The following is a 17,651-nucleotide window of genomic DNA, read 5'->3' as shown; positions in this document are numbered from 1 at the left end:
AACAGGACGTATACGCCCACTGCCGGCCAGTCCCCGCGTGCACCGACCACCGGACAGGCCCGACGACCGGACACCTCCTGTCGAACTGCACCAATCCACCACCACTCGAATGACCACGGGGCCGCGGATCGGGAGACCACCGTGGAGAGGTGCTAGCGGCGGAGGGAGCGGGCGGCTTTGGTGAGTTGGAGGGCGATGGCGCTGGCGGTGACGCCGAGGAGGGCGCCGGCGGCGACGGCGACCGTGTCGGCCTTCTTCTGGGGGACGGGGACGACCTTGTAGCGCTTGCCGGGCGGACCCGGGAGCAAGGGCTCGTGGACGGACTGGCCCGGTGGTAGTGGCTCCTCGGCGATCTCCAGACGGCGCTCCTCCGAGTGCTCGCGCTCCCAGGCGTCGAGGCTCGCCTCCTTGGTCCACGCCGCGATCAGCATGATCGCGCGTGTCATCAGGTAGATCCACACGAGCAGAGCCAGCGGCAGCGCCAGCGCACCGTAGGCGGCGTTGCTGCCGATCACGTACTTGACGTAGGCGTTGCCGAGCTTCTGGGCGAGATAGAAGAGGATGCCGCCGGCCAGGGCCGCGATCAGCGCGACCTTGCGGGGCAGGATGATCCGTGGCATCGCGGTCTGCAGGTAGAGGAACAGCATCGCGCCGGCCGTGATCCCGAGGACGATGCTGGTCAGGTCCAGTCCCCAGGTCGCCAGCCAGGTGCCGTCCAGGTCGGCCCAGGTGATGATGCGCTTCGAGAGCCCGGTCAGGATCGACGAGGCACCCGTCGCGATCACACCGATGACGCCGAGGCCGATCAGCGCGCCCAGGTCGACCAGCTTCAGCTTGACCGCGTTGCCGGGCTGGTCGTCGAGTTCGTGCATCGACCGGATCGAGGCGCGCAGCGAGTCGATCCAGCCGAGACCGGTGAACAGCAGCGACACCCCTGAGACCAGACCGATGGTGCCGGCGTGCCCGATCAGCGAGTCGATGTCGATCTTGTCGCCGATCCCGGGCAGGTTCTGCCGGAGCGACTCCTTGAGGGTCTCGATCGCGGCCTCGCCGAGCAGCGGCCCGGTGATGGCCGCGGCCAGCACGATCAGCGGGAACAGCGACAGGAAGCCGAAGAAACTCGTTGCCCCGGCCAACCGGTTGCCACGGCGGTCGCCGTACCGCTTCCAGGCTCGCCACAGCTGCGTCCGGCTGAACCGGTCCCAGACCGCCTTGATCTTCATGAGTCTCCTGTACCCCGGGTGCGGAGACCTAGCCTGCCAAGGGGAAGGACCGCTGGGGGCGCCACACGCCGTCCGCGCCGTGTTCGTAACGGCTGAAGGCGTCGACGTCGAAGGCGCAGTCGTACTCCGACAGGGCGTCGTACGCCCGGTCCAGCGCCTCCTTGTCCAGGTCGTGCGCCACCGTCACGTGCGGGTGGTACGGGAACTTCAGCTCCACCTGCAGCGGGCCGGACCGGACCTGTGACTGCAGCACCTCGCAGGACGAGATGCCCTCGGCCAGCGGCACGAACACCACCGGCGAGATCGGCCGGAACGTCGCCGTACCACGCAGCCGGATCCGGAAGCTCGGGAACCGCGCGGCCACGTCCAGCAGGTGGTCGTCGATCACGCCCAGGTCGGTGTCGGCCACCTCGGTCGGCGGCAGCAGGGTCACGTGCGTGGGGATCGCCGAGGCCATCGGGTCACCGAACTCGGCGCGGTACTTCTGCAGCTCCGAGCCGTAGGGTTCGGCAATCGGGATCGCGACACCGATCGTCGCCATCCGGCGCCCTACCGGCCCGATCCGAGGGCCGGCCCGGGGACGAAACCCAGCCGGTCGTACACCCGCTGCAGCGTCGGCTCGGTGACCGCGCGGGCGCGCTCCGCCCCGGCGGCCAGGATCGCGTCCAGCTGGGCCTTGTCGTCCAGGTAGCCGAGCGTCTTCTCCCGGAACGGCGTGACGAACTCGACCACGACCTCGGCCAGGTCCTTCTTGAAGTCGCCGTACCCACGGCCGGCGTACTCGTCCTCGAGCTCGCTGATCTTCCGGCCGGTCAGGGCCGAGTAGATCGTCAGCAGGTTGGCCACACCGGCCTTGTTCTCCGGGTCGAAGATCACGTCCCGGCCGGAGTCGGTGACCGCGGAGCGGATCTTCTTCGCGCTCGCCTTCGGGTCGTCGAGCAAGTCGATGATGCCGGCCGGCGAGGAGCCCGACTTGCTCATCTTCGCGGTCGGGTCCTGCAGGTCGGCGATCTTCGCGGTCTCCTTGACGATGTACGCCTCGGGCAACCGGAAGGTCTTGCCGAACCGGTGGTTGAACCGGCCGGCCAGGTCGCGGGTCAGCTCCAGGTGCTGGCGCTGGTCCTCGCCGACCGGGACCCGGTCGGCCTGGTAGATCAGGATGTCGGCGGCCTGCAGGATCGGGTACGTGAACAGCCCGACGGTGGCGCGGTCGGCCCCGCCCTTGGCCGACTTGTCCTTGAACTGCGTCATCCGGCTGGCCTCGCCGAAGCCGGTCAGGCAGCCGAGCACCCAGGCCAGCTGGGCGTGCTCGGGTACGTGCGACTGGACGAACAGCGTGGACCGCTCCGGGTCGATCCCGGCCGCGAGCAGCTGCGCCACCGAGCGACGGGTCCGCTCCCGCAGCTGCTTCGGGTCGTACTCCACCGTGATCGCGTGCAGGTCGACCACGCAGTAGAACGCGTCGTGGTCGTCCTGCAGGGCCACCCACTGCCGCAACGCACCGAGGTAGTTGCCGAAGTGGAAGGAGTCCGCCGTCGGCTGGATCCCGGACAGCACCCGAGGGCGCCGCTGGGACCCGGCTGCGGAGGGGTCAGACGCAGCAAGGGACATGCCCCCGATTCTGCCAGCGCCCCGGCACCACTCCACACCGGGGCGGGTCCCCTCCCTCATAAACTCCGCACTATGACTTCGCCCACACGCGCCGCTCTCCGCCCGGCCGACGGACTGACGGCCGTCCTCGTCCCCGGCGGCCAGTACGGCCCGGCCGCACCGCTGCTCATGTACGCCGGTGATGCCGCCGGGCAGCGTGGTGCGGCCGTGCGTCGCGTCTGGTGGGACGAGCCGGACCGGCCGTTGAGCCTGACCGCGGCCGAGCGCGGCCCGTGGGTGATTCCCCAGGTCACGAAGGTCCTCGACGAGGTCGCCGGCGATGTCCTGCTGATCGGCAAGTCACTCGGCAGTTATGCCTCCGCGCTCGCCGCCGAGCGCGGTCTGCCGGCCGTCTGGCTCACTCCGGTACTGACCAACGACTGGGTGGTCGATGCCCTGCGCCGTTCGACCGAGCCGTTCCTGCTGGTCGGCGGTACGGCGGACGACCTGTGGGATCCCGGGCTCGCTCGCGAGCTCACGCCGTACGTGCTGGAGGTGCCGGAGGCCGACCACGGGATGTACGTGCCGGGGCGGTTGGCCGCGTCGGCCGCCGTACTCGGGCAGGTGGCGACCGCGGTGGAGGACTTCCTGGACGAGGTGGTGCTACCAGGACCAGCCGCGGGCGGCTAGCTCCTGTTCTTCGTGGCGGCGTTTCTGCTCGCCGCGCTCGAGGTCGGTGCCGGCGGGGACGCCCGCGAGGCGGCAGGCTTCGTCGAGGAGGTCGTCGTACGCCGCCTCGACGGCCATCAACCGGTGGGCGCGGGCGTAGACCCGGGGCGCGGTCTCGATCCGCTGGATCTCCCCGGCCAGGTGACCGAGCCGGGTCTGCAGCCGCAGCGTGTCGAACGGGTCCGGCGCGGGCACGGCCCGGCGGCGGAACCGTCCGGCCAGCCGGTCCGCCGACTTCTCCATGCCCCGGCGCCAGCGCGACGGCGGCGGCTGCGGCAGCAGCAGGCTGAGCAGCACACACAGTCCGAAGAACAGGAGCAGGAGAACTATCCACTCCATCGACCTCACCACCCTCATCCGAGGTTACGACGGCTGAGCGCCGACGGCGAGGCCTTTTCCCAGGTCAGAGGCCGATTCAGGGCCAGGTTCAGGCGTTCGTGGAGGGGTCGCCGTCGACCGCCGTGGCCAGCTTCGGGACGAACTGGTCGAGCACGATCGGCAGGCTCAGCACCGAGACGAACTGGATCGCGCCGTACAGCGGGTCGTCGAAGTTCTCCTCGACGAACACGTCCCGGCCCTCGGTGCGCACCTTGAGGTTCTTGTACAGCGGGTCGGCCTTCAGCTTCGCGGTGCCGCCCTTGGCCGGGAACCAGACCAGGACCTGCTGGTCCAGGGTCGCGATCCGTTCGGCGCTGATGTTCCCGCCGAACTTGTCGCCGATCACCGCGTCCAGCCCGTCCGGCAGCGAGAAGCCGAAGTCGGTCAGCAGCCGCGACCGCGGGTCCTGGCTGCCGTAGACGAAGTACCCCTCCCACGGCGTCGCCGCCAGCGCGGTCTTCCCCTGGAACTCGGGATGCTCGGCGCGGACCTTCGCGAACCGCTCCTCGATCCCCTTCACCAGTTCGTCGGCCTCCTTCGGCTTGCCGACCGCCTGGCCGACCGTGCGGGCCGCGTCCTGCCAGGCCACGCCGTAGTCCGGTACGCCGGGCGGCTGCGCGACGGTCGGCGCGATCGCGGTGAGCTTCTTGTAGTCGTCGGCGCTGATCCCGGAGTACAGCCCGATGATCAGGTCCGGCCGCAGCGCCGCGATCTGCTCGAACTGGATGCCGTCCTTGTCCTTCAGCACCGTCGGCAGCGTGCCGTCGCCGAGCTTCTCCTTCGCCCACGGGAACAGCGCCCCCGGCTTCTCGCCGAACCACTCGGTCGTCGCCACCGGTACGACGCCCAGCGCCAGCAGCGCGTCCTGTTCGACCAGGCCGACCGAGACGACCCGCTTCGGCGCCTCCTTGACCACGGTCTCGCCGAACTTGTTCTTGATCGTCACCGGGAAGGCGCCGGTCTCGGCGGCGGCGTCGGACCCGGCGGCCGCCGGCGCCTCCTCACCACCGCCGCACGCGGTCAGGACCAGCAGCGGAGCCGCCAACAGGGCGAGTGGGCGCAGCAGGGAGCGCATCGGGACCTCACAGGAGTGTTCACGAGTTAGGCATCCCTAACCTAACCCAGCAGTCAGTCCCGGTGGTACTTGGTGATCGCCTTGTCCTGCTTCAGCCGGTCGGCGGCCGACTGGACGCGGGCGGTCCACTCGGACAGTTGCAGCCCGCCGGCGATGTACTGACCGGTCGCCGCGGCCACGGCGGTAGCGAACTCGGGGTACCAGTCGGCGAAGTACCAGGTGATGACCTGGTCGCCGGCCGCGGACAGCAGGTCCCGGGCGGAGCGGAGCGCCGTACCGATCTCCAGGCCGTCGGCCGCCCCGCGGACGATCGTGAGCTGGTTGGCCTCCTCGGTGACCTGGGTGGCGACGTCCTTGGACAGCATCGCCCGGAGGTACTCGAACCCGCCGGCCTCGTTCGTCGCCTTCGCCGGGACCAGCAGCGGCGCGGTCGCCTCCACGTGCAGGCCGCGGGTGAGCGCCGACGACCCGTCGAGCGGGGGTACGCCGATCATCGTGAGCGCGAAGTTCGGCGGGATCAGCGACTTCATCTCGTTCTCGAGCCAGTTGCCGCAGGGCAGCAGGCCGGCCTTCGAGGCGAGGAACCGTTTCTGCGAGGTGAGGTGGTCGTACTCGGCGGACCCCGGCGCGATCAGGCCGCGCCGGGCCAGCTCACCCGCCGCGCTGACCGCCCTGGTAACGCTCTCGTCCTTCCAAGCGCCGTCCTCGAGGTTGTCGATCCGCTTCAGCACGTCGTGCCCGCCGGTCTTCGCCGCGAGCGTGAGCACCATCTCCAGCAGGTAGTACGGGTGCGCGCCGGCGTGGATGAACGGGCCCAGCCCGGCCGCCTTCATCTCGGTGCCGAGGGCAAGCAGTTCCGGCCAGGTCCGCGGCACGTCCCACCCGAACCGCTGGAACAGGGCGGCCGAGTACCAGAGCCCGTAGACGGTGGCGACGTAGTTCACGGTCCGCAGCGTCCCGTCGTACCGCCCGGCGTCGAGCATCCCCGGGAGTACGACGTCCTTCACGGTCACGTCGGCGTTGTCCCAGGCCGGCGCGTTGAGCAGCGGCCGCAGGTCGGACAGCTGTCCTTCCCGGACCAGCCGCCCGAGCTCCAGCTTCCCGTCACCGGTGTTCAGCACCACGTCCGGCGGGCTGCCGGCCGCGAACCGCGGCAGCAGCAGGTCCCGCAGTTGCGCGGTCACCGTCGGCTTCACGGTCGCGGACGAGTGCTTCTTCCGGTACGCCGCCGCGCCGAATCCGCCGTACTCGTCACCGGCCAGCACCTCGACCGGCTTGTCCAGCGCCGCCTTGAACGGATTGTCCGGGTCGACCGGCGTACGCGCGGGCGGCCCTGAGGAACACCCGCTCACCAGGGCGCCGGCCAGCGCGCCCTGGAGAACAACCCGACGTTTCAGCACCCCGGCAGGGTAACCGTCCCGCCGGTCTACTTGAGCGTCGCGCCGGTGAGGCCGGCCTGGACCTGGCGGTAGAAGACCAGGTAGACGGCGATGACCGGGACCATGGCGATGGTCAGCGCGGCGAACAGCGTGCCCCAGTCGTTCTCGTAGCGCTGGCTGCCCAGCAGCGTCGCGATGCCCTGCGACAGCACCGGCCGCTCCGGCGACAGGAACGACGGCAGTACGAACTGGTTGAACTGCCCCAGCACGTTGAAGATGCCGACGCTGATCAGGCCCGGCTTGGCCATCGGCAGCATCACCCGGAAGAACGTGCCGGCGTGCGAGGCGCCGTCGACCAAGGCGGCCTCGGCGATCGACGTCGGCAGCGTCCGGAAGAAGGCGTGCATGAAGAACACCGTGAACGGCAGCGAGTAGGCGATGTAGACCAGGATCAGGCCCTGGTACGTCGACACCATCCCGAAGCCCTTGACCACGAAGAACAGCGGCACGATCGCCAGGAAGGTCGGGAACATCATCCCGGCCGCGAACAGGTAGTACACGAACCGGTTGCCCGGGAACTCGTAGCGGGCCAGCACGTAGGCGACCATCGAGCCGAACAACATCGTGCCCAGGACCCCGCCGGTCACCACGACCACGCTGTTGAACAGGTACTCGCCGACGCCCTTGTCCCACGCCTTGGAGAAGTTGGACCAGAGCAGTTCCTTCGGCAGCGCCCACGGGTTGTCGCCGAAGATCTCGCCGGTGCTCTTCACCGAGGCGATCACGGCCCACAGGAACGGTACGACGACCAGCACGCTCCAGGCGATCAGCACCGTGTGGGAGAACACGTTCACCGGGCTGAAGGCACGGTCCTTGTCGCCGACCGGGTGGGCGGTGGGCGCGGGTTTCGAGGTGGTGTCCTCGACGTCGATCTGCACAGGTACGGTCATGTCCGGCCCCTCAGTATTCGATCCGCTCGCGGCGGGTGGCCCGGAGCATGACGGCGGCGATGATCAGAGTCAGGAAGAACAGCACGACCCCCATCGCCGAGGCGTAGCCGGCGCGGCCGTACTGGAACCCGTAGTCCGCGATCTGCAGACCCATAACCGTGGTGGAGTTGTCCGGACCGCCCGGGCCCGCGGTCATCACCGCGACCAGCGCGTACGCGTCCAGCGCGAGGATGGCCAGGTACACCCAGGAGGTCTGGATGGTGTCCCACAGCAGCGGCAGCGTGATCCGGAAGAACGTCGCCAGCCGGCCCGCGCCGTCGATGATCGCGGCCTCGAAGATGTCCTTCGGGATCCCGGACATGGCCGCGTTGAACAGCACCAGGTAGAACCCGACGCTGCCCCAGATCATCACCCACATCACGCAGTACAGCGCGATGTCGGGATCGGCCAGGTACTCCGAGGTGCCCAGGCCGATCGCCTTCGTGACCGAGTTCAGCAGGCCGTTGTCGGTCGACGTCATCACCGTCGCCCAGATGACCGCGATGACCGGGATCGACAGCACCTGGGGCAGGAAGAACGCCAGCTTGTAGAAGCCGTTGCCGCGCACACCCTGGACGCCGGCGGCGTTGGCCCGCCCGCCGACGTTCAGCAGGTAGGCGAACACCAGGGCCAGGAAGATCGTGATCAGCGGCAGCCCGATCAGCAGGATCAGGTTGTGCCCGAGCGCCTGGCGAAACACGCTGTCGTTGGCGAGCGTCCGGAAGTTGTCGAAACCGACGAACTTGAAGTCCGGTGAGATCCCGGTCCAGTCGGTCAGCGAGTAGTAGAACGCCTGGACGAACGGCGAGATCACGAAGATCGCATACAACGCCAGTGGAATCGCGAGGAAACTCGCGACGAACCGGTAACTGCCGTGCCGCATCTCTCTCCTTACAACAGACTGCTGAGCTGTGGGTCGGTCACTGCTCCCACAGCTCAGCATGCACCCGATCTGGTCAGCAGACTCAGCTGCGGGACTGCTTCTTGGTCTTCGGGTCCTTGGCGGTGTCGTCGGCGATCTTCTGCGCGCGGGCGCAGAACTCGTCGGCGGTGATGCGGGCCGCGGCCAGCTCGCCGTACACGCTGCGGATCGGCTTGTCCATGGTCGAGTACCAGGTGGCGAAGTACGTCGTCCAGTTGTTGTCGCCGCCGGACTTCAGCAGCGCGTTGGCCGAGGAGGCCCCCGGGCTCAGCTTCAGGCCCTCGGCGGCACCCTTGACCACGGTCGGCGAGCCGGTCAGCTCGGTGAACTTGCCGGCCGCCTCCTTCGACAGCATGATCCGCAGGTACTCCAGGCCGCCGGCCCGGTTCTTCGCCTTCTCCGGCACGATGAAGTTCTCACCGGCGCTGATCTCGGTGCAGTCCACCGGCAGCTTCGAGCCGTCGAGCAGCGGGGTGAAGGTCGCGGTGGTCTCGAAGTCCTTCGGTGCGACCGGCTTCTGCTCGTTCTCCAGCCACGAACCGGACGGGATGAACGCCGCCTTGCCCTGGTTCCAGGCCGTCTGGGACTGGATGTGGTCCAAGCCCTCGGTGCCCTGCATCATGTAGCCCTTGCCCTTGAGCTCGAGGATCGCCTCGGCCGCGGCCTTGACGGACTCGTGCTTCCAGGCGTTCGGCTCGAGCGAGTCGATCGCCTTGATGACGTCGTGGCCACCGTGCTTGACCGCCATGTCCATCAGCACCTGGCCGATGTAGTACGGGTGCTTGCCCTGGTGGGCCAGCGGCGCGATGCCGGTCTTCTTGATCTCCTCGCACAGCGCGAGGAACTCGGTCCAGGTCTTGGCCGGCTCCCAGCCGTTCTTGGCGAACAACGGCTTGTTGTACCAGAGCGCGTACACGGTCAGGACGTAGTCGAGCACCAGCGGCTTGCCCTCGAGCATGGCCGCCTCGAGCGTGATCGGCTCGACGGTGTCGCGCACCTTCTTGTTCGGGTCGTCGATCGACGGCGCGTCGAACAGCGCGGTCAGGTCCGCGAGCTGGCCCGAGCTGGCCAGCGTCGACATCGGCAGCAGGGAGGCGCCGGAGTTGTCGATCACGTCCGGCGGGTTGCCGCCGTTGAACCGCGGCTGCAGCTGCGGCGTGATGTCGGTGATGCCGGCGTGCTTGATCGTGGTCTCGGGGAACTTCTTCTTGTAGAGGTCCTCGTGGGCCTTGGCGTAGTCGTCGCCGTACCCGCCCTTGAAGATCACCACGTCCAGCGGGTCCGCGGCCTTGACGCCGAACGGGTTCTCCGCCGTCTGCTCGGCGCCGCCACCGCCGGTGTTGCCGTCGTCGCTGCCGCCGCTGGCGCACGCCGAGAGCAGCGTGCTGCCGCCGGTGGCGAGCAGCGTGCCGACCGCCGCGCGCTGCAGGAACAGCCGCCGCGACAGGTTGTCAGGAGTGGTCATGGGTCCCGCCTTCCGAGAGTGTTTCATGCAGTACGCCGGATCCGGCCGGCGTACTGTGCTTCAAGGGCGTGGTTGTGGTCGTCGCCGCCCGGGATGTTCGCGGACAGGTAGACCGGAGCGGTCTCACCTGCCTCGGTCAGCCGGCGCAGGACCTCGGCGACCAGCATCTGCGCGATCAGGGCCGCGGTGATGGAGGAGACCGCGCAGACCTTGGCGCCGTTCGGCAGGTCGAGCACGGAGTCGCCGTACGGCGCATGGTTGTCCAGCACCACGTCCGCGAAGTCGATGAGTTTCTTGCCGGACGGGTGGCGCGAGTCCATCCCGCCGGTGTGCTGCAGTGAGGTGATCGCGATCAGCGGGTGACCCTTCTCCTTCACCACGGTGGCGAACTCGACGATCGAGCCGTTCACCCCGGAGTTGGAGGCGATCACGAACAGGTCGGCCGGGTCCGGCTCGGCCAGGTCGTAGAGCTTGCGGGCGATCGACGGGTCGCGTTCGAGCTCGCCGCCGCGGAGCAGCTCGATCGACTCGCCGCCGAGCAGGACCAGGTCGCGCAGGGCGATCCGGTTCGTCGCGATCAGTCCGCCGGCCCGGCCGGCGATCTCCATCGCCAGCGCCTCGGAGTGGCCGGAGCCGAAGGCCTGGATGACTCCGTTCTTGCGCAACGCGTCGGCCACCAGGTCGGCGGCCGGCTGGATCGGGCCGTCGATCTGTTCGGTGACGGCGGCCATGATCGGCGTCAGCGCGTGAACATAAGCCTGCGCACTCACCCCGCCGGCCTCCCCCGGTCCGCCCTGGATACTGCTGGCCATCAGCGGCCCCACCCCTCGACTAATGTGTTCGCTGCGACACACCTGGTGCCGACAACTGCGCAAGTTTGCGGTTTGCTGGACAGAACTTTTCTCAACTGGCAGCTAAAGTCAAGGCTCATCTCACTCTTCTCCCCAGATCGGGACCGTTGCGTGACCTTGTTCATTGTTGTCTACTAGAGAACTTTTTCGAGCAGTTTGGAGCATTGCCTATGTCGGTCGAACGCCCGCTGCCGGAACCTGCGGACTCGGTGGTCTTGATGCCAGCATCGGCACTGGTCCTGGGCGGCGACCTCGGCGGCACCTCCACCCGGATCGTGATCGCGGACCATGAGGGCAACGTAGTGGGTCGGGGGGCGGCCGCGGGCGGAAATCCGACCAGCCACCCCGCAAGTGCCGCGGCCAACTTCGGCCAGGCGCTTCACGCGGCGCTGGCGGGGCTGGACGCCACCGCGGTCAAGGCCGCCGTGATCGGCGCCGCCGGGGGTTCGGCGCTGGCGCGGCCCGACGTCCGCGCGCAGTTCGACGCCGCCTGGGCCGGCGCCGGGCTGACCGGTGAGCCCGAGTTCATCGGCGACCTGGAGGTCGCTTTCGCCTCCGGTACGCCGGAACCGGACGGCGTCGTCCTGATCGCGGGCACCGGGAGCGCGGCCGGACTGGTCCGCGACCACCAGTTGGTCCGGACGGCGGACGGCCACGGCTGGCTGCTCGGCGACGACGGCTCCGGCTTCTGGCTCGGCCGGGAGGCAGTGCGCAGCGTCTTGCGCAAACTGGATCTGGGTGAACCGATCGGTGTGCTCGGCCGGGCCGTCACGGAGGCCATCCTGCCGGGCCGGGACGAGCACGCGATCGCCCAGCGTGAGGGGTACGACGTCCTGCGTGACGACCTGATTCGCGCGGTGAACAGCCGTCCACCGGTGATGCTGGCCGAGCTGGCCCGGACCGTGGTGTGGGCGTTCGAGCAGAACGACGAGACCGCAGTCGCCCTGGTGAAACGCGCAGCCGAACTGCTCACAGAAACGCTCGAGCGGCTGACGACAACGTCGGACAAGGGCCCGATGGTGCTCGCGGGCAGTGTCGCGGGTGAGGCATCTCCCGTCGGCCGGCTGATCCGGGCGACGATTCACGACCACTTCTCCGGCGAGGTCCTGACCGCCCGCGACGGCGTCGGCGGCGCCACCTGGCTCGCTTTAGGCACCCTCGACCCCACCCTCGCTACCCGCGAGAACCACACCCGCCTCGTCAGCTGACGCCGTACGCCGCACGTCCTCCGCCGCCCCGCGCGCCCTGAACCAGCCGGAGACGGCACCTTGAACACCATCCGGGGGCCTTGCACACGTTATTACTTGTGCAAGGCCCCCGGTTGGTGTGCAAGGCCCCGGTTGGTGTGCGAGCCGTGGTTGGTGTGCGAGCCCGCGGTTGGTGTGTGAGGCCCCGTCAGGCGGAGGCGATCGGGCGGAGTTCTACGCCGGCGCCGTGTTCGGCTTCGGGGATGCGGGCGGCGATCTCCTCGGCGCGTTCCGGGGTGGCGACATCGACGACGAAGACGCCGGCCAGCTGTTCCTTGGCCTCGGTGTACGGACCGTCGGTGGTGGCCCGGACGCCCTTGCGGACCCGGACCACCTTCGTCCGCGCCGGCGCCTCGAGCGGCTCGGCGACCACCAGCTCACCCGACTGCGTCAGCTCGGCGAGGAGGTCGTCCAACTGCTTGGACAGCGCGTCGCGAGCCTTCTTCGGGAGCGCCCTGCCTTCCTCGGTGTGGAGGAAGGACGGGTGGCCCCAGGTGATCGGGTTGCTGTGGATCAGCAGCAGGTACTTCATGTCCGGTGTCCTTTCGGAGTCTGGGTGGATCTTCGCAGCAGAGGTCGGCGCCACCCGGGACAACTCGACATTTCGCCGTTCGACCGGATCACGGGCCACAATGGCCCGGAATGTCGAGGACGCCGGCCGCTGTCCGACGTACCGCTCGCCCGACCACGACCGACCTAAGGTGAGCGACATGAACGAGACGGACCTCCGACTGGCGGACGGCCGCACGCTGCACGTGTACGACGCCGCGCCCGGTGACGACGCCCGGCTGCCGGTGTTCTGGCACCACGGCACGCCCAACCTGGGCGCCCCGCCCGAGCCGCTGTTCGAGGCAGGCGAGCGGCTCGGGATCCGCTGGCTCGGGTTCGACCGGCCTGGGTACGGCGGTTCGTCCGCGGCGCCCGGGCGGACGATGGCCTCGGCCGCGGCCGACCTGACCGCGGTGGCCGACGCACTCGGGGTCGGCCGGTTCGCGCTGATGGGCTACTCAGGCGGCGGCTCCTACGCGCTCGGCGCCGCCGCGGTCCTCGGTGACCGGGTCGAGGCCGTGGCCACCTTCGCCGCGATCGCGCCGTACGACACCGAGGGGCTCGACTGGTACGACGGGATGCTCCCCTCCGGACTCGCCTCCCTCCGGGCAGCCGCCGCGGGCCGGGAGGCGAAGGTCGCCCACGAGACCTCAGGCGTCGAGTACGACCCGGAGTTCAGCCCGCGCGACCTGGCGATGTTCGACGGACCGTGGGGCTGGCTGGGATCCGTGGCCGGCGAGCAGTCGATGCCGAACGGCCCGGACGGCCTGGTCGACGACGACTGTTCCTACGTCCTCCCGTGGGGCTGCGACCCGGCAGCGATCACCGCTCCGACCCTGCTCTGCCACGGTGAGGCGGACCGCATCATCCCCTGCTCGCACGGCCGGTGGCTGGCGAGGCACGTGCCGGCGGCCGAGCTCCGGCTGTACGCCGACGACAGTCACATCTCGGTGCTCGCGCACGCCGAGCCCGCGCTGGAGTGGATCCGCGAGCGGACCGGCTGACCGGGGCCTTAGGCAACTGTTGATTCGGCAGCAACACACTGGGTACTTGAAGAAGGTGCTGCTGGCAAGTCGGTACCGACTGCACGAGGTCCTCGGCCATGGTGGGATGGGCGAGGTCTTCCGGGGGTGCGACGAGCTCCTCGGCCGGCCGGTGGCGGTCAAGCTGTTGCTCCCGGGCCGGCACGACCCGTTCGCGGAGTCCCGGTTCCGGCGGGAGGCGCGGACCGCGGCGATGGTGAAGGACCCGCACGTGGTCGCGGCGTACGACTTCGGTCAGCAGGACGGCAACTACTACCTGGTGATGGAGCTCGTGGAGGGCCGCAGTGTCGCCCACGAGCTCGCTCTGCACGGCCCGCTCGAACCTGAGCGGGCCGTCGGCATCGTGCAGCAGGCGGCCGCCGGGATCGCCGCGGCCCACCGGCGCGACATCGTCCATCGCGACATCAAACCGGCCAACCTGCTGATCGACGCCGACGGAACGGTGAAGGTCGCCGACTTCGGCATCGCCCGGTTCGTCACCGACCCGACCAGCACGGTGCCGGGTCAGGTGCTCGGGACCAGCCTCTACCTGGCGCCCGAGCGGGCCCAGGGCCGGCCGGCCACCGGGGCCTCGGACGTCTACGCCCTCGGCTGCGTGCTCTACCAACTGGTGACCGGGCGGCCGCCGTTCGACGGCGACGACCCGACCGACGTGCTGTCCCAGCACGTGCGCACGGACCCGGTCCCGCCGAGTGAGAAGTGCCCGAGTCTGGCCGGTCCGGTCGAGGATCTGCTGCTCCGGATGCTGTCGAAGGAACCGTCCCACCGCCCGAGCGCCGCCGCGATCGCCGACGGCGCCGCGGTCGACACCTCCCCCGCGCCCGGCCGGCACCGCGCGCCCATCGGCCGCCTCTGGCGCCGAGCCCTCCTCGGCGCCACCGCACGCTGACCGCACACCCCCGGCCTATTCCAAGCAAGGGCTTGACATTGGACAAGCTGCACGCGATATTCCAAGCATGTCTTTGGAGAAGGATCCGCGCCGGTTGCGGCTGCTCGACGACCCGTTGGCGATCCGGGCGATGGCGCATCCGGTCCGGCTGGACCTGATGTCGCTGCTCGGCACGGAGGGTCCGCTGACCGCGGCGGACGCGGCCCGCACGCTCGGCATCAGCCAGGCCCTCGCCTCCCACCACCTCCGGCAACTGGCGAAGTACGACTTCGTCGAGCCGGCTCCGGGCAAGGACAACCGCGAGCGTCCGTGGCGGCTGGTGGCGACCTCACAGTCCTGGCGCGGGGCTGCCCGGACTCCCGAGGGCGCCGCCGCGGCCGACGTACTCGAGCAACTGCTAGCCGAGCGTGCTCTGGAGTCGCTCAGCAGGTGGCAGCAGGAGCGCGTGCACGAGGACGCCGTCTGGCGCCAGAGCGCGGGCATCGGGAACACGGGCTGTTACCTGACCGGGGAGGAACTGAAGGAGCTGACCGAGCAGATCGACGCGCTGCTCAAGCGGTACGTCGACGAGCGGCCGATCGACGACAAGTCCACCCGCCCGCCCGGCAGCCGCTACGTCTCCATCACCCAGATCGTCACGGTCGCGCCGGAGGAGTCGGGATGAGGGACTTGTGGAGGGTGCTCGCCCGGCAACGCGACTACCGGTTGGTGCTGAGTGCGGGTCTGGTGTCGCTCACCGGCGACTGGATCCTCAAGACCGGTCTCGCCTTCCAGGTGTACGCGCTGACCGGCTCGACGCTGGCCTCCGGTGCCCTGCTGCTCTCCTCCTTCGTGCCGATGGTGCTGCTCGGTTCCCTGGCCGGCGTCTTCGTCGACCGGTGGGACCGTCGCCGGACGATGATCGTCACCAACCTGCTGCACGCGGTCGTCCTGCTGCCGCTGCTCGCCGTCCGCGACGAGAGCGCGATCTGGATCGTGTACGCCGTCGTGCTCACCCAGAGTTGCCTGCAGCAGTTCTTCCGGCCGGCCGAGCAGTCGCTGATCCCGGCCCTGGTCGAGCCGCGGCAACTGGTGACGGCCAACGCGCTCAACAGTCAGACCAGTGACATCGCCCGGCTGGTCGGGGCCGGCATCGGCGGCCTGCTTGCCGCCCTCGGCGGTCTGCCGCTGCTGGCGCTGGTGGACGCCGCGACGATCCTGCTCGCCGCCGGGCTCATCACCAGGGTCCGGCACCGCGCCGTCCGCAGTCTGGCCCAGTCGGCCGGGGGTGCGATCCGGCGGCTGCGGACGGAGTGGACCGAGGGGCTCGGCCTGTGTGTCGCCGGCCCGGCGATGCGGTTGCTGTTCGTGTTCTCCGTGGTAACCGGCGTCGGCGAAGGCGTGATGAGCACGCTGTTCGCGCCGTTCGTCAGCGCGGAGCTCGGCGGCGACGGTACGGCGTACGGACTGATCGTCTCGTCGCAGGCGATCGGCGGGATCGCCGGCGGCCTGATCGCCGCCGCCGTCGGACCACGATTGCCCGCAGCAACGATGTGGGGAGTCGGCGCGATCCTCTTCGGGGCGATCGACCTGGCGTTGTTCTGCTATCCGCTGGTCTCGGACAGCCTGATCCCGGCCTTCGTCTGCATGATCCTGGTCGGTCTGCCGGGCGCGTTCACCATTGCCGGTCTGATGACCGTCCTCCAGCGCCTCACCGAGGACCGCTCCCGCGGCCGGGTCTTCGGCGCGATCGCCGCCGCCGAGGGGGTCGCCGTACTGATCGGCATCTCTTCGGCCGGCGTCCTCGGCGAGCTCGTCGGCATCATCCCGGTGCTGGTCTTCCAGGGCCTCGGGTACGTCGCCGGCGGCGCGGTCGTCCTCGGCCGCCGGCGGATGCTCGAGGTCAGTGCTGCTCCTCGGGAACCGGCTGTTCGTCAGCCGGCCTGACCCGGTGGATCCGGACCCGGGCCACCCGGCGGCCGTCCATCTCGGTGACGGTCAGGGTGTGACCGTCGATCGGGGTCTCGTCACCGGTCGCCGGGACCCGGCCGAGGCGGGCGGCGAGGAAGCCCCCGACGGTCTCGTACGGGCCGTCGGGCAGCTCGACCCCGGTCTCGTCGGCGAAGTCGTCGAGGTTGAGCAGCCCGTCCACCTCGATGTCGCCGCTGCGCAACCGGGTGGTCTCGACCGACTCCTCGTCGTACTCGTCCTTGATGTCGCCGATGAGCTCCTCGACCAGGTCCTCGAGCGTGACGATGCCCGCCGTCCCGCCGTACTCGTCGAGGACGATGGCGAGGTGGGTCGAGCGCCGGCGCATCTCGGTCAGCGTGGGCAGCAGCTTCGCGGTGTCCGGCAGCAGCAGCACCTCGCGGGCCAGGTCGCCGACCCGGACCGAGCGGGAGGCGACCGCCGGGTCGAACAGGTCGCGGACGTGCACGAACCCGACGATGTCGTCGGCCGAGCCGTTCATCACCGGGTAGCGCGAGTGCGGCCGCTCGGCGGCGAACTTGACCGCCTTGTACGCCGGCATCTCGGAGTCGATGAAGTCGACCTCGGTGCGCGGCAGCATCAGCTCGCGCAACTGCCGGCTGCCGGCCTCGAACACGTCGTCGACGATCCGGCGCTCCTCCTCGCCGAGCGACTCGTGCGCCGAGACCAGGTCGCGGAGCTCCTCGTCGGTCATCACCTCGCGGTTCGCGTTCGGGTCGCCGCCGAGGGCCCGGACGACCAGGTCGGTCGACTTGGAGAGCAGCCAGATCACCGGCCGGGCGATGGACGCGATCCGGTCGACCAGCGGCGCGAGGCCGAGGGCGAACGTCTCGGCCCGCTGCAGCGCGAGCCGCTTGGCCGCAAGCTCGCCGAGCACGATCGAGACGTAGGAGATCAGGATGGTGATCAGCACCAGCGCGACCGTGCCGGCCACGGACTCGGGCAGCCCGAGCTTCTGCAGGTGCGGGGACAGGCCGTCCGCGAGGGTCGCGCCACCGAAGGCGGCGGACAGGAAGCCCATCAGGGTCACGCCGATCTGGACGGCGGACAGGAACCGGTTCGGGTTGGCGGCCACCCGGGCCACCGTCTCGCCGCGCCGGCCGCGGTGCGAGAGCGACTTCAGCTGGCTCTCCCGGAGCGAGACCAGCGCCATCTCGGCTGCGGCGAAGACCCCACCAATCAGCACGAAGACGAGAATCAGGACGATGTTGAGCAGGGTTTCGTTCATGGGTGGGAGGTCCTAGCGCCCTCTCGCCGGAGGCCGAGAGGGCGTGCGTTGGGCGTAGTCGTCCATCTGTCTACCCTACCGGTGGCCCTTCTCACGGTGCATGTTCGAGTTTGTTGGTTTACGATG

Annotated in this window: 18 protein-coding genes; 6 read left to right on the top strand and 12 right to left on the bottom strand. The window is 69.5% G+C overall.

The features are described from left to right. Positions 1 to 152: 152 nt before the first annotated feature. From ACQPYZ_RS06285 to trpS, 3 genes are read right to left on the bottom strand one after another with little or no spacing between them, the layout of a single operon-like run. Entirely contained in the window at positions 153 to 1,223 is a 1,071-nt protein-coding gene (locus ACQPYZ_RS06285; protein ID WP_433166198.1) for a YihY/virulence factor BrkB family protein, read from the bottom strand. 28 nt (positions 1,224 to 1,251) lie between these two features. Continuing rightward, the gene (locus tag ACQPYZ_RS06280; RefSeq protein WP_433166196.1) at positions 1,252 to 1,764 is read right to left on the bottom strand and encodes a 2'-5' RNA ligase family protein; all 513 of its coding nucleotides are present in this window, start codon (positions 1,762 to 1,764) and stop codon (positions 1,252 to 1,254) included. Between the two features lie 8 nt (positions 1,765 to 1,772). Beyond that, entirely contained in the window at positions 1,773 to 2,834 is a 1,062-nt protein-coding gene (gene trpS / locus ACQPYZ_RS06275) for a tryptophan--tRNA ligase (protein WP_433166194.1), read from the bottom strand. Positions 2,835 to 2,906: 72 nt separating this feature from the next. Between trpS and ACQPYZ_RS06270 the strand changes: the two genes are divergently transcribed. Next, a complete protein-coding gene (locus tag ACQPYZ_RS06270; protein ID WP_433166192.1) occupies positions 2,907 to 3,503 on the top strand; it encodes an alpha/beta hydrolase in 597 nt (198 codons plus the stop codon). Here ACQPYZ_RS06270 and ACQPYZ_RS06265 read toward each other — a convergent pair. The 7 genes from ACQPYZ_RS06265 to ACQPYZ_RS06235 all read right to left on the bottom strand — a co-directional run bounded on the left by ACQPYZ_RS06265 (position 3,477) and on the right by ACQPYZ_RS06235 (position 10,562). Beyond that, complete coding sequence (locus ACQPYZ_RS06265) at positions 3,477 to 3,881, bottom strand: hypothetical protein (protein WP_433166191.1); 405 nt, start codon at positions 3,879 to 3,881, stop codon at positions 3,477 to 3,479. The two genes, ACQPYZ_RS06270 and ACQPYZ_RS06265, sit on opposite strands and share 27 nt — an antisense overlap. A gap of 88 nt (positions 3,882 to 3,969) precedes the next feature. Then, the gene (locus ACQPYZ_RS06260) at positions 3,970 to 4,995 is read right to left on the bottom strand and encodes an iron-siderophore ABC transporter substrate-binding protein (RefSeq protein WP_433166190.1); all 1,026 of its coding nucleotides are present in this window, start codon (positions 4,993 to 4,995) and stop codon (positions 3,970 to 3,972) included. A 53-nt stretch (positions 4,996 to 5,048) separates the two neighbouring features. Then, positions 5,049 to 6,395 carry an N-acetylglucosamine/diacetylchitobiose ABC transporter substrate-binding protein gene (gene ngcE, locus ACQPYZ_RS06255; protein ID WP_433166189.1) on the bottom strand — a complete coding sequence of 449 codons (1,347 nt, stop codon included), beginning with the start codon at positions 6,393 to 6,395 and terminating at the stop codon, positions 5,049 to 5,051. 26 nt (positions 6,396 to 6,421) lie between these two features. After that, a complete protein-coding gene (locus ACQPYZ_RS06250; protein ID WP_433166187.1) occupies positions 6,422 to 7,324 on the bottom strand; it encodes a carbohydrate ABC transporter permease in 903 nt (300 codons plus the stop codon). 10 nt (positions 7,325 to 7,334) lie between these two features. Next, the gene (locus ACQPYZ_RS06245; RefSeq protein WP_433166185.1) at positions 7,335 to 8,246 is read right to left on the bottom strand and encodes a carbohydrate ABC transporter permease; all 912 of its coding nucleotides are present in this window, start codon (positions 8,244 to 8,246) and stop codon (positions 7,335 to 7,337) included. 82 nt (positions 8,247 to 8,328) lie between these two features. Further along, entirely contained in the window at positions 8,329 to 9,750 is a 1,422-nt protein-coding gene (gene ngcE / locus ACQPYZ_RS06240; protein ID WP_433166183.1) for an N-acetylglucosamine/diacetylchitobiose ABC transporter substrate-binding protein, read from the bottom strand. A gap of 23 nt (positions 9,751 to 9,773) precedes the next feature. Then, positions 9,774 to 10,562, bottom strand: coding sequence for a sugar isomerase domain-containing protein (locus ACQPYZ_RS06235; RefSeq protein ID WP_433166180.1), 789 nt, complete (start codon positions 10,560 to 10,562; stop codon positions 9,774 to 9,776). Positions 10,563 to 10,819: 257 nt separating this feature from the next. Here ACQPYZ_RS06235 and ACQPYZ_RS06230 point away from each other — a divergent pair, with 257 nt between their 5' ends. Then, positions 10,820 to 11,809: an N-acetylglucosamine kinase gene (locus ACQPYZ_RS06230; RefSeq protein ID WP_433166179.1), complete on the top strand. Its 990-nt coding sequence runs from the start codon at positions 10,820 to 10,822 to the stop codon at positions 11,807 to 11,809. Positions 11,810 to 11,996: 187 nt separating this feature from the next. Here ACQPYZ_RS06230 and ACQPYZ_RS06225 read toward each other — a convergent pair whose 3' ends face one another. After that, entirely contained in the window at positions 11,997 to 12,380 is a 384-nt protein-coding gene (locus tag ACQPYZ_RS06225; RefSeq protein ID WP_433166177.1) for a YciI family protein, read from the bottom strand. Positions 12,381 to 12,558: 178 nt separating this feature from the next. Between ACQPYZ_RS06225 and ACQPYZ_RS06220 the strand changes: the two genes are divergently transcribed. The 4 genes from ACQPYZ_RS06220 (at position 12,559) to ACQPYZ_RS06205 (ending at position 16,255) form a co-directional block, all read left to right on the top strand. Further along, the gene (locus tag ACQPYZ_RS06220; protein ID WP_433166176.1) at positions 12,559 to 13,401 is read left to right on the top strand and encodes an alpha/beta fold hydrolase; all 843 of its coding nucleotides are present in this window, start codon (positions 12,559 to 12,561) and stop codon (positions 13,399 to 13,401) included. 55 nt (positions 13,402 to 13,456) lie between these two features. Next, a complete protein-coding gene (locus ACQPYZ_RS06215) occupies positions 13,457 to 14,329 on the top strand; it encodes a serine/threonine-protein kinase (protein ID WP_433169636.1) in 873 nt (290 codons plus the stop codon). A gap of 67 nt (positions 14,330 to 14,396) precedes the next feature. Next, positions 14,397 to 14,993, top strand: a complete 597-nt coding sequence (locus tag ACQPYZ_RS06210) for a helix-turn-helix domain-containing protein (protein ID WP_433166175.1) — start codon at positions 14,397 to 14,399, stop codon at positions 14,991 to 14,993. Continuing rightward, the gene (locus ACQPYZ_RS06205) at positions 14,990 to 16,255 is read left to right on the top strand and encodes an MFS transporter (RefSeq protein ID WP_433166173.1); all 1,266 of its coding nucleotides are present in this window, start codon (positions 14,990 to 14,992) and stop codon (positions 16,253 to 16,255) included. Before ACQPYZ_RS06210 ends, ACQPYZ_RS06205 begins: the two co-directional genes overlap by 4 nt. Here the strand turns inward: ACQPYZ_RS06205 and ACQPYZ_RS06200 are convergent. Next, a complete protein-coding gene (locus ACQPYZ_RS06200; protein WP_433166171.1) occupies positions 16,212 to 17,525 on the bottom strand; it encodes a hemolysin family protein in 1,314 nt (437 codons plus the stop codon). The two genes, ACQPYZ_RS06205 and ACQPYZ_RS06200, sit on opposite strands and share 44 nt — an antisense overlap. Positions 17,526 to 17,651 lie beyond the last annotated feature (126 nt).

The organism is Kribbella sp. CA-247076, from assembly GCF_050942445.1.
Taxonomy (GTDB): Bacteria; Actinomycetota; Actinomycetes; order Propionibacteriales; family Kribbellaceae; genus Kribbella.
The sequence above is the reverse complement of the archived record's forward strand: the minus strand, read 5'-3'. Positions and strand labels throughout refer to the sequence as shown.

Bases quoted from the DNA above. Each gene is read 5' to 3' on its own strand.
- ACQPYZ_RS06285 (WP_433166198.1), bottom strand. From the start codon at position 1,223: ATGAAGATCAAGGCGGTCTGGGACCGGTTCAGCCGGACGCAGCTGTGG.
- ACQPYZ_RS06280 (WP_433166196.1), bottom strand. From the start codon at position 1,764: ATGGCGACGATCGGTGTCGCGATCCCGATTGCCGAACCCTACGGCTCG.
- trpS (WP_433166194.1), bottom strand. From the start codon at position 2,834: ATGTCCCTTGCTGCGTCTGACCCCTCCGCAGCCGGGTCCCAGCGGCGC.
- ACQPYZ_RS06270 (WP_433166192.1), top strand. From the start codon at position 2,907: ATGACTTCGCCCACACGCGCCGCTCTCCGCCCGGCCGACGGACTGACG.
- ACQPYZ_RS06265 (WP_433166191.1), bottom strand. From the start codon at position 3,881: ATGGAGTGGATAGTTCTCCTGCTCCTGTTCTTCGGACTGTGTGTGCTG.
- ACQPYZ_RS06260 (WP_433166190.1), bottom strand. From the start codon at position 4,995: ATGCGCTCCCTGCTGCGCCCACTCGCCCTGTTGGCGGCTCCGCTGCTG.
- ACQPYZ_RS06250 (WP_433166187.1), bottom strand. From the start codon at position 7,324: ATGACCGTACCTGTGCAGATCGACGTCGAGGACACCACCTCGAAACCC.
- ACQPYZ_RS06245 (WP_433166185.1), bottom strand. From the start codon at position 8,246: ATGCGGCACGGCAGTTACCGGTTCGTCGCGAGTTTCCTCGCGATTCCA.
- ngcE (WP_433166183.1), bottom strand. From the start codon at position 9,750: ATGACCACTCCTGACAACCTGTCGCGGCGGCTGTTCCTGCAGCGCGCG.
- ACQPYZ_RS06235 (WP_433166180.1), bottom strand. From the start codon at position 10,562: ATGGCCAGCAGTATCCAGGGCGGACCGGGGGAGGCCGGCGGGGTGAGT.
- ACQPYZ_RS06230 (WP_433166179.1), top strand. From the start codon at position 10,820: ATGCCAGCATCGGCACTGGTCCTGGGCGGCGACCTCGGCGGCACCTCC.
- ACQPYZ_RS06225 (WP_433166177.1), bottom strand. From the start codon at position 12,380: ATGAAGTACCTGCTGCTGATCCACAGCAACCCGATCACCTGGGGCCAC.
- ACQPYZ_RS06220 (WP_433166176.1), top strand. From the start codon at position 12,559: ATGAACGAGACGGACCTCCGACTGGCGGACGGCCGCACGCTGCACGTG.
- ACQPYZ_RS06210 (WP_433166175.1), top strand. From the start codon at position 14,397: ATGTCTTTGGAGAAGGATCCGCGCCGGTTGCGGCTGCTCGACGACCCG.
- ACQPYZ_RS06205 (WP_433166173.1), top strand. From the start codon at position 14,990: ATGAGGGACTTGTGGAGGGTGCTCGCCCGGCAACGCGACTACCGGTTG.
- ACQPYZ_RS06200 (WP_433166171.1), bottom strand. From the start codon at position 17,525: ATGAACGAAACCCTGCTCAACATCGTCCTGATTCTCGTCTTCGTGCTG.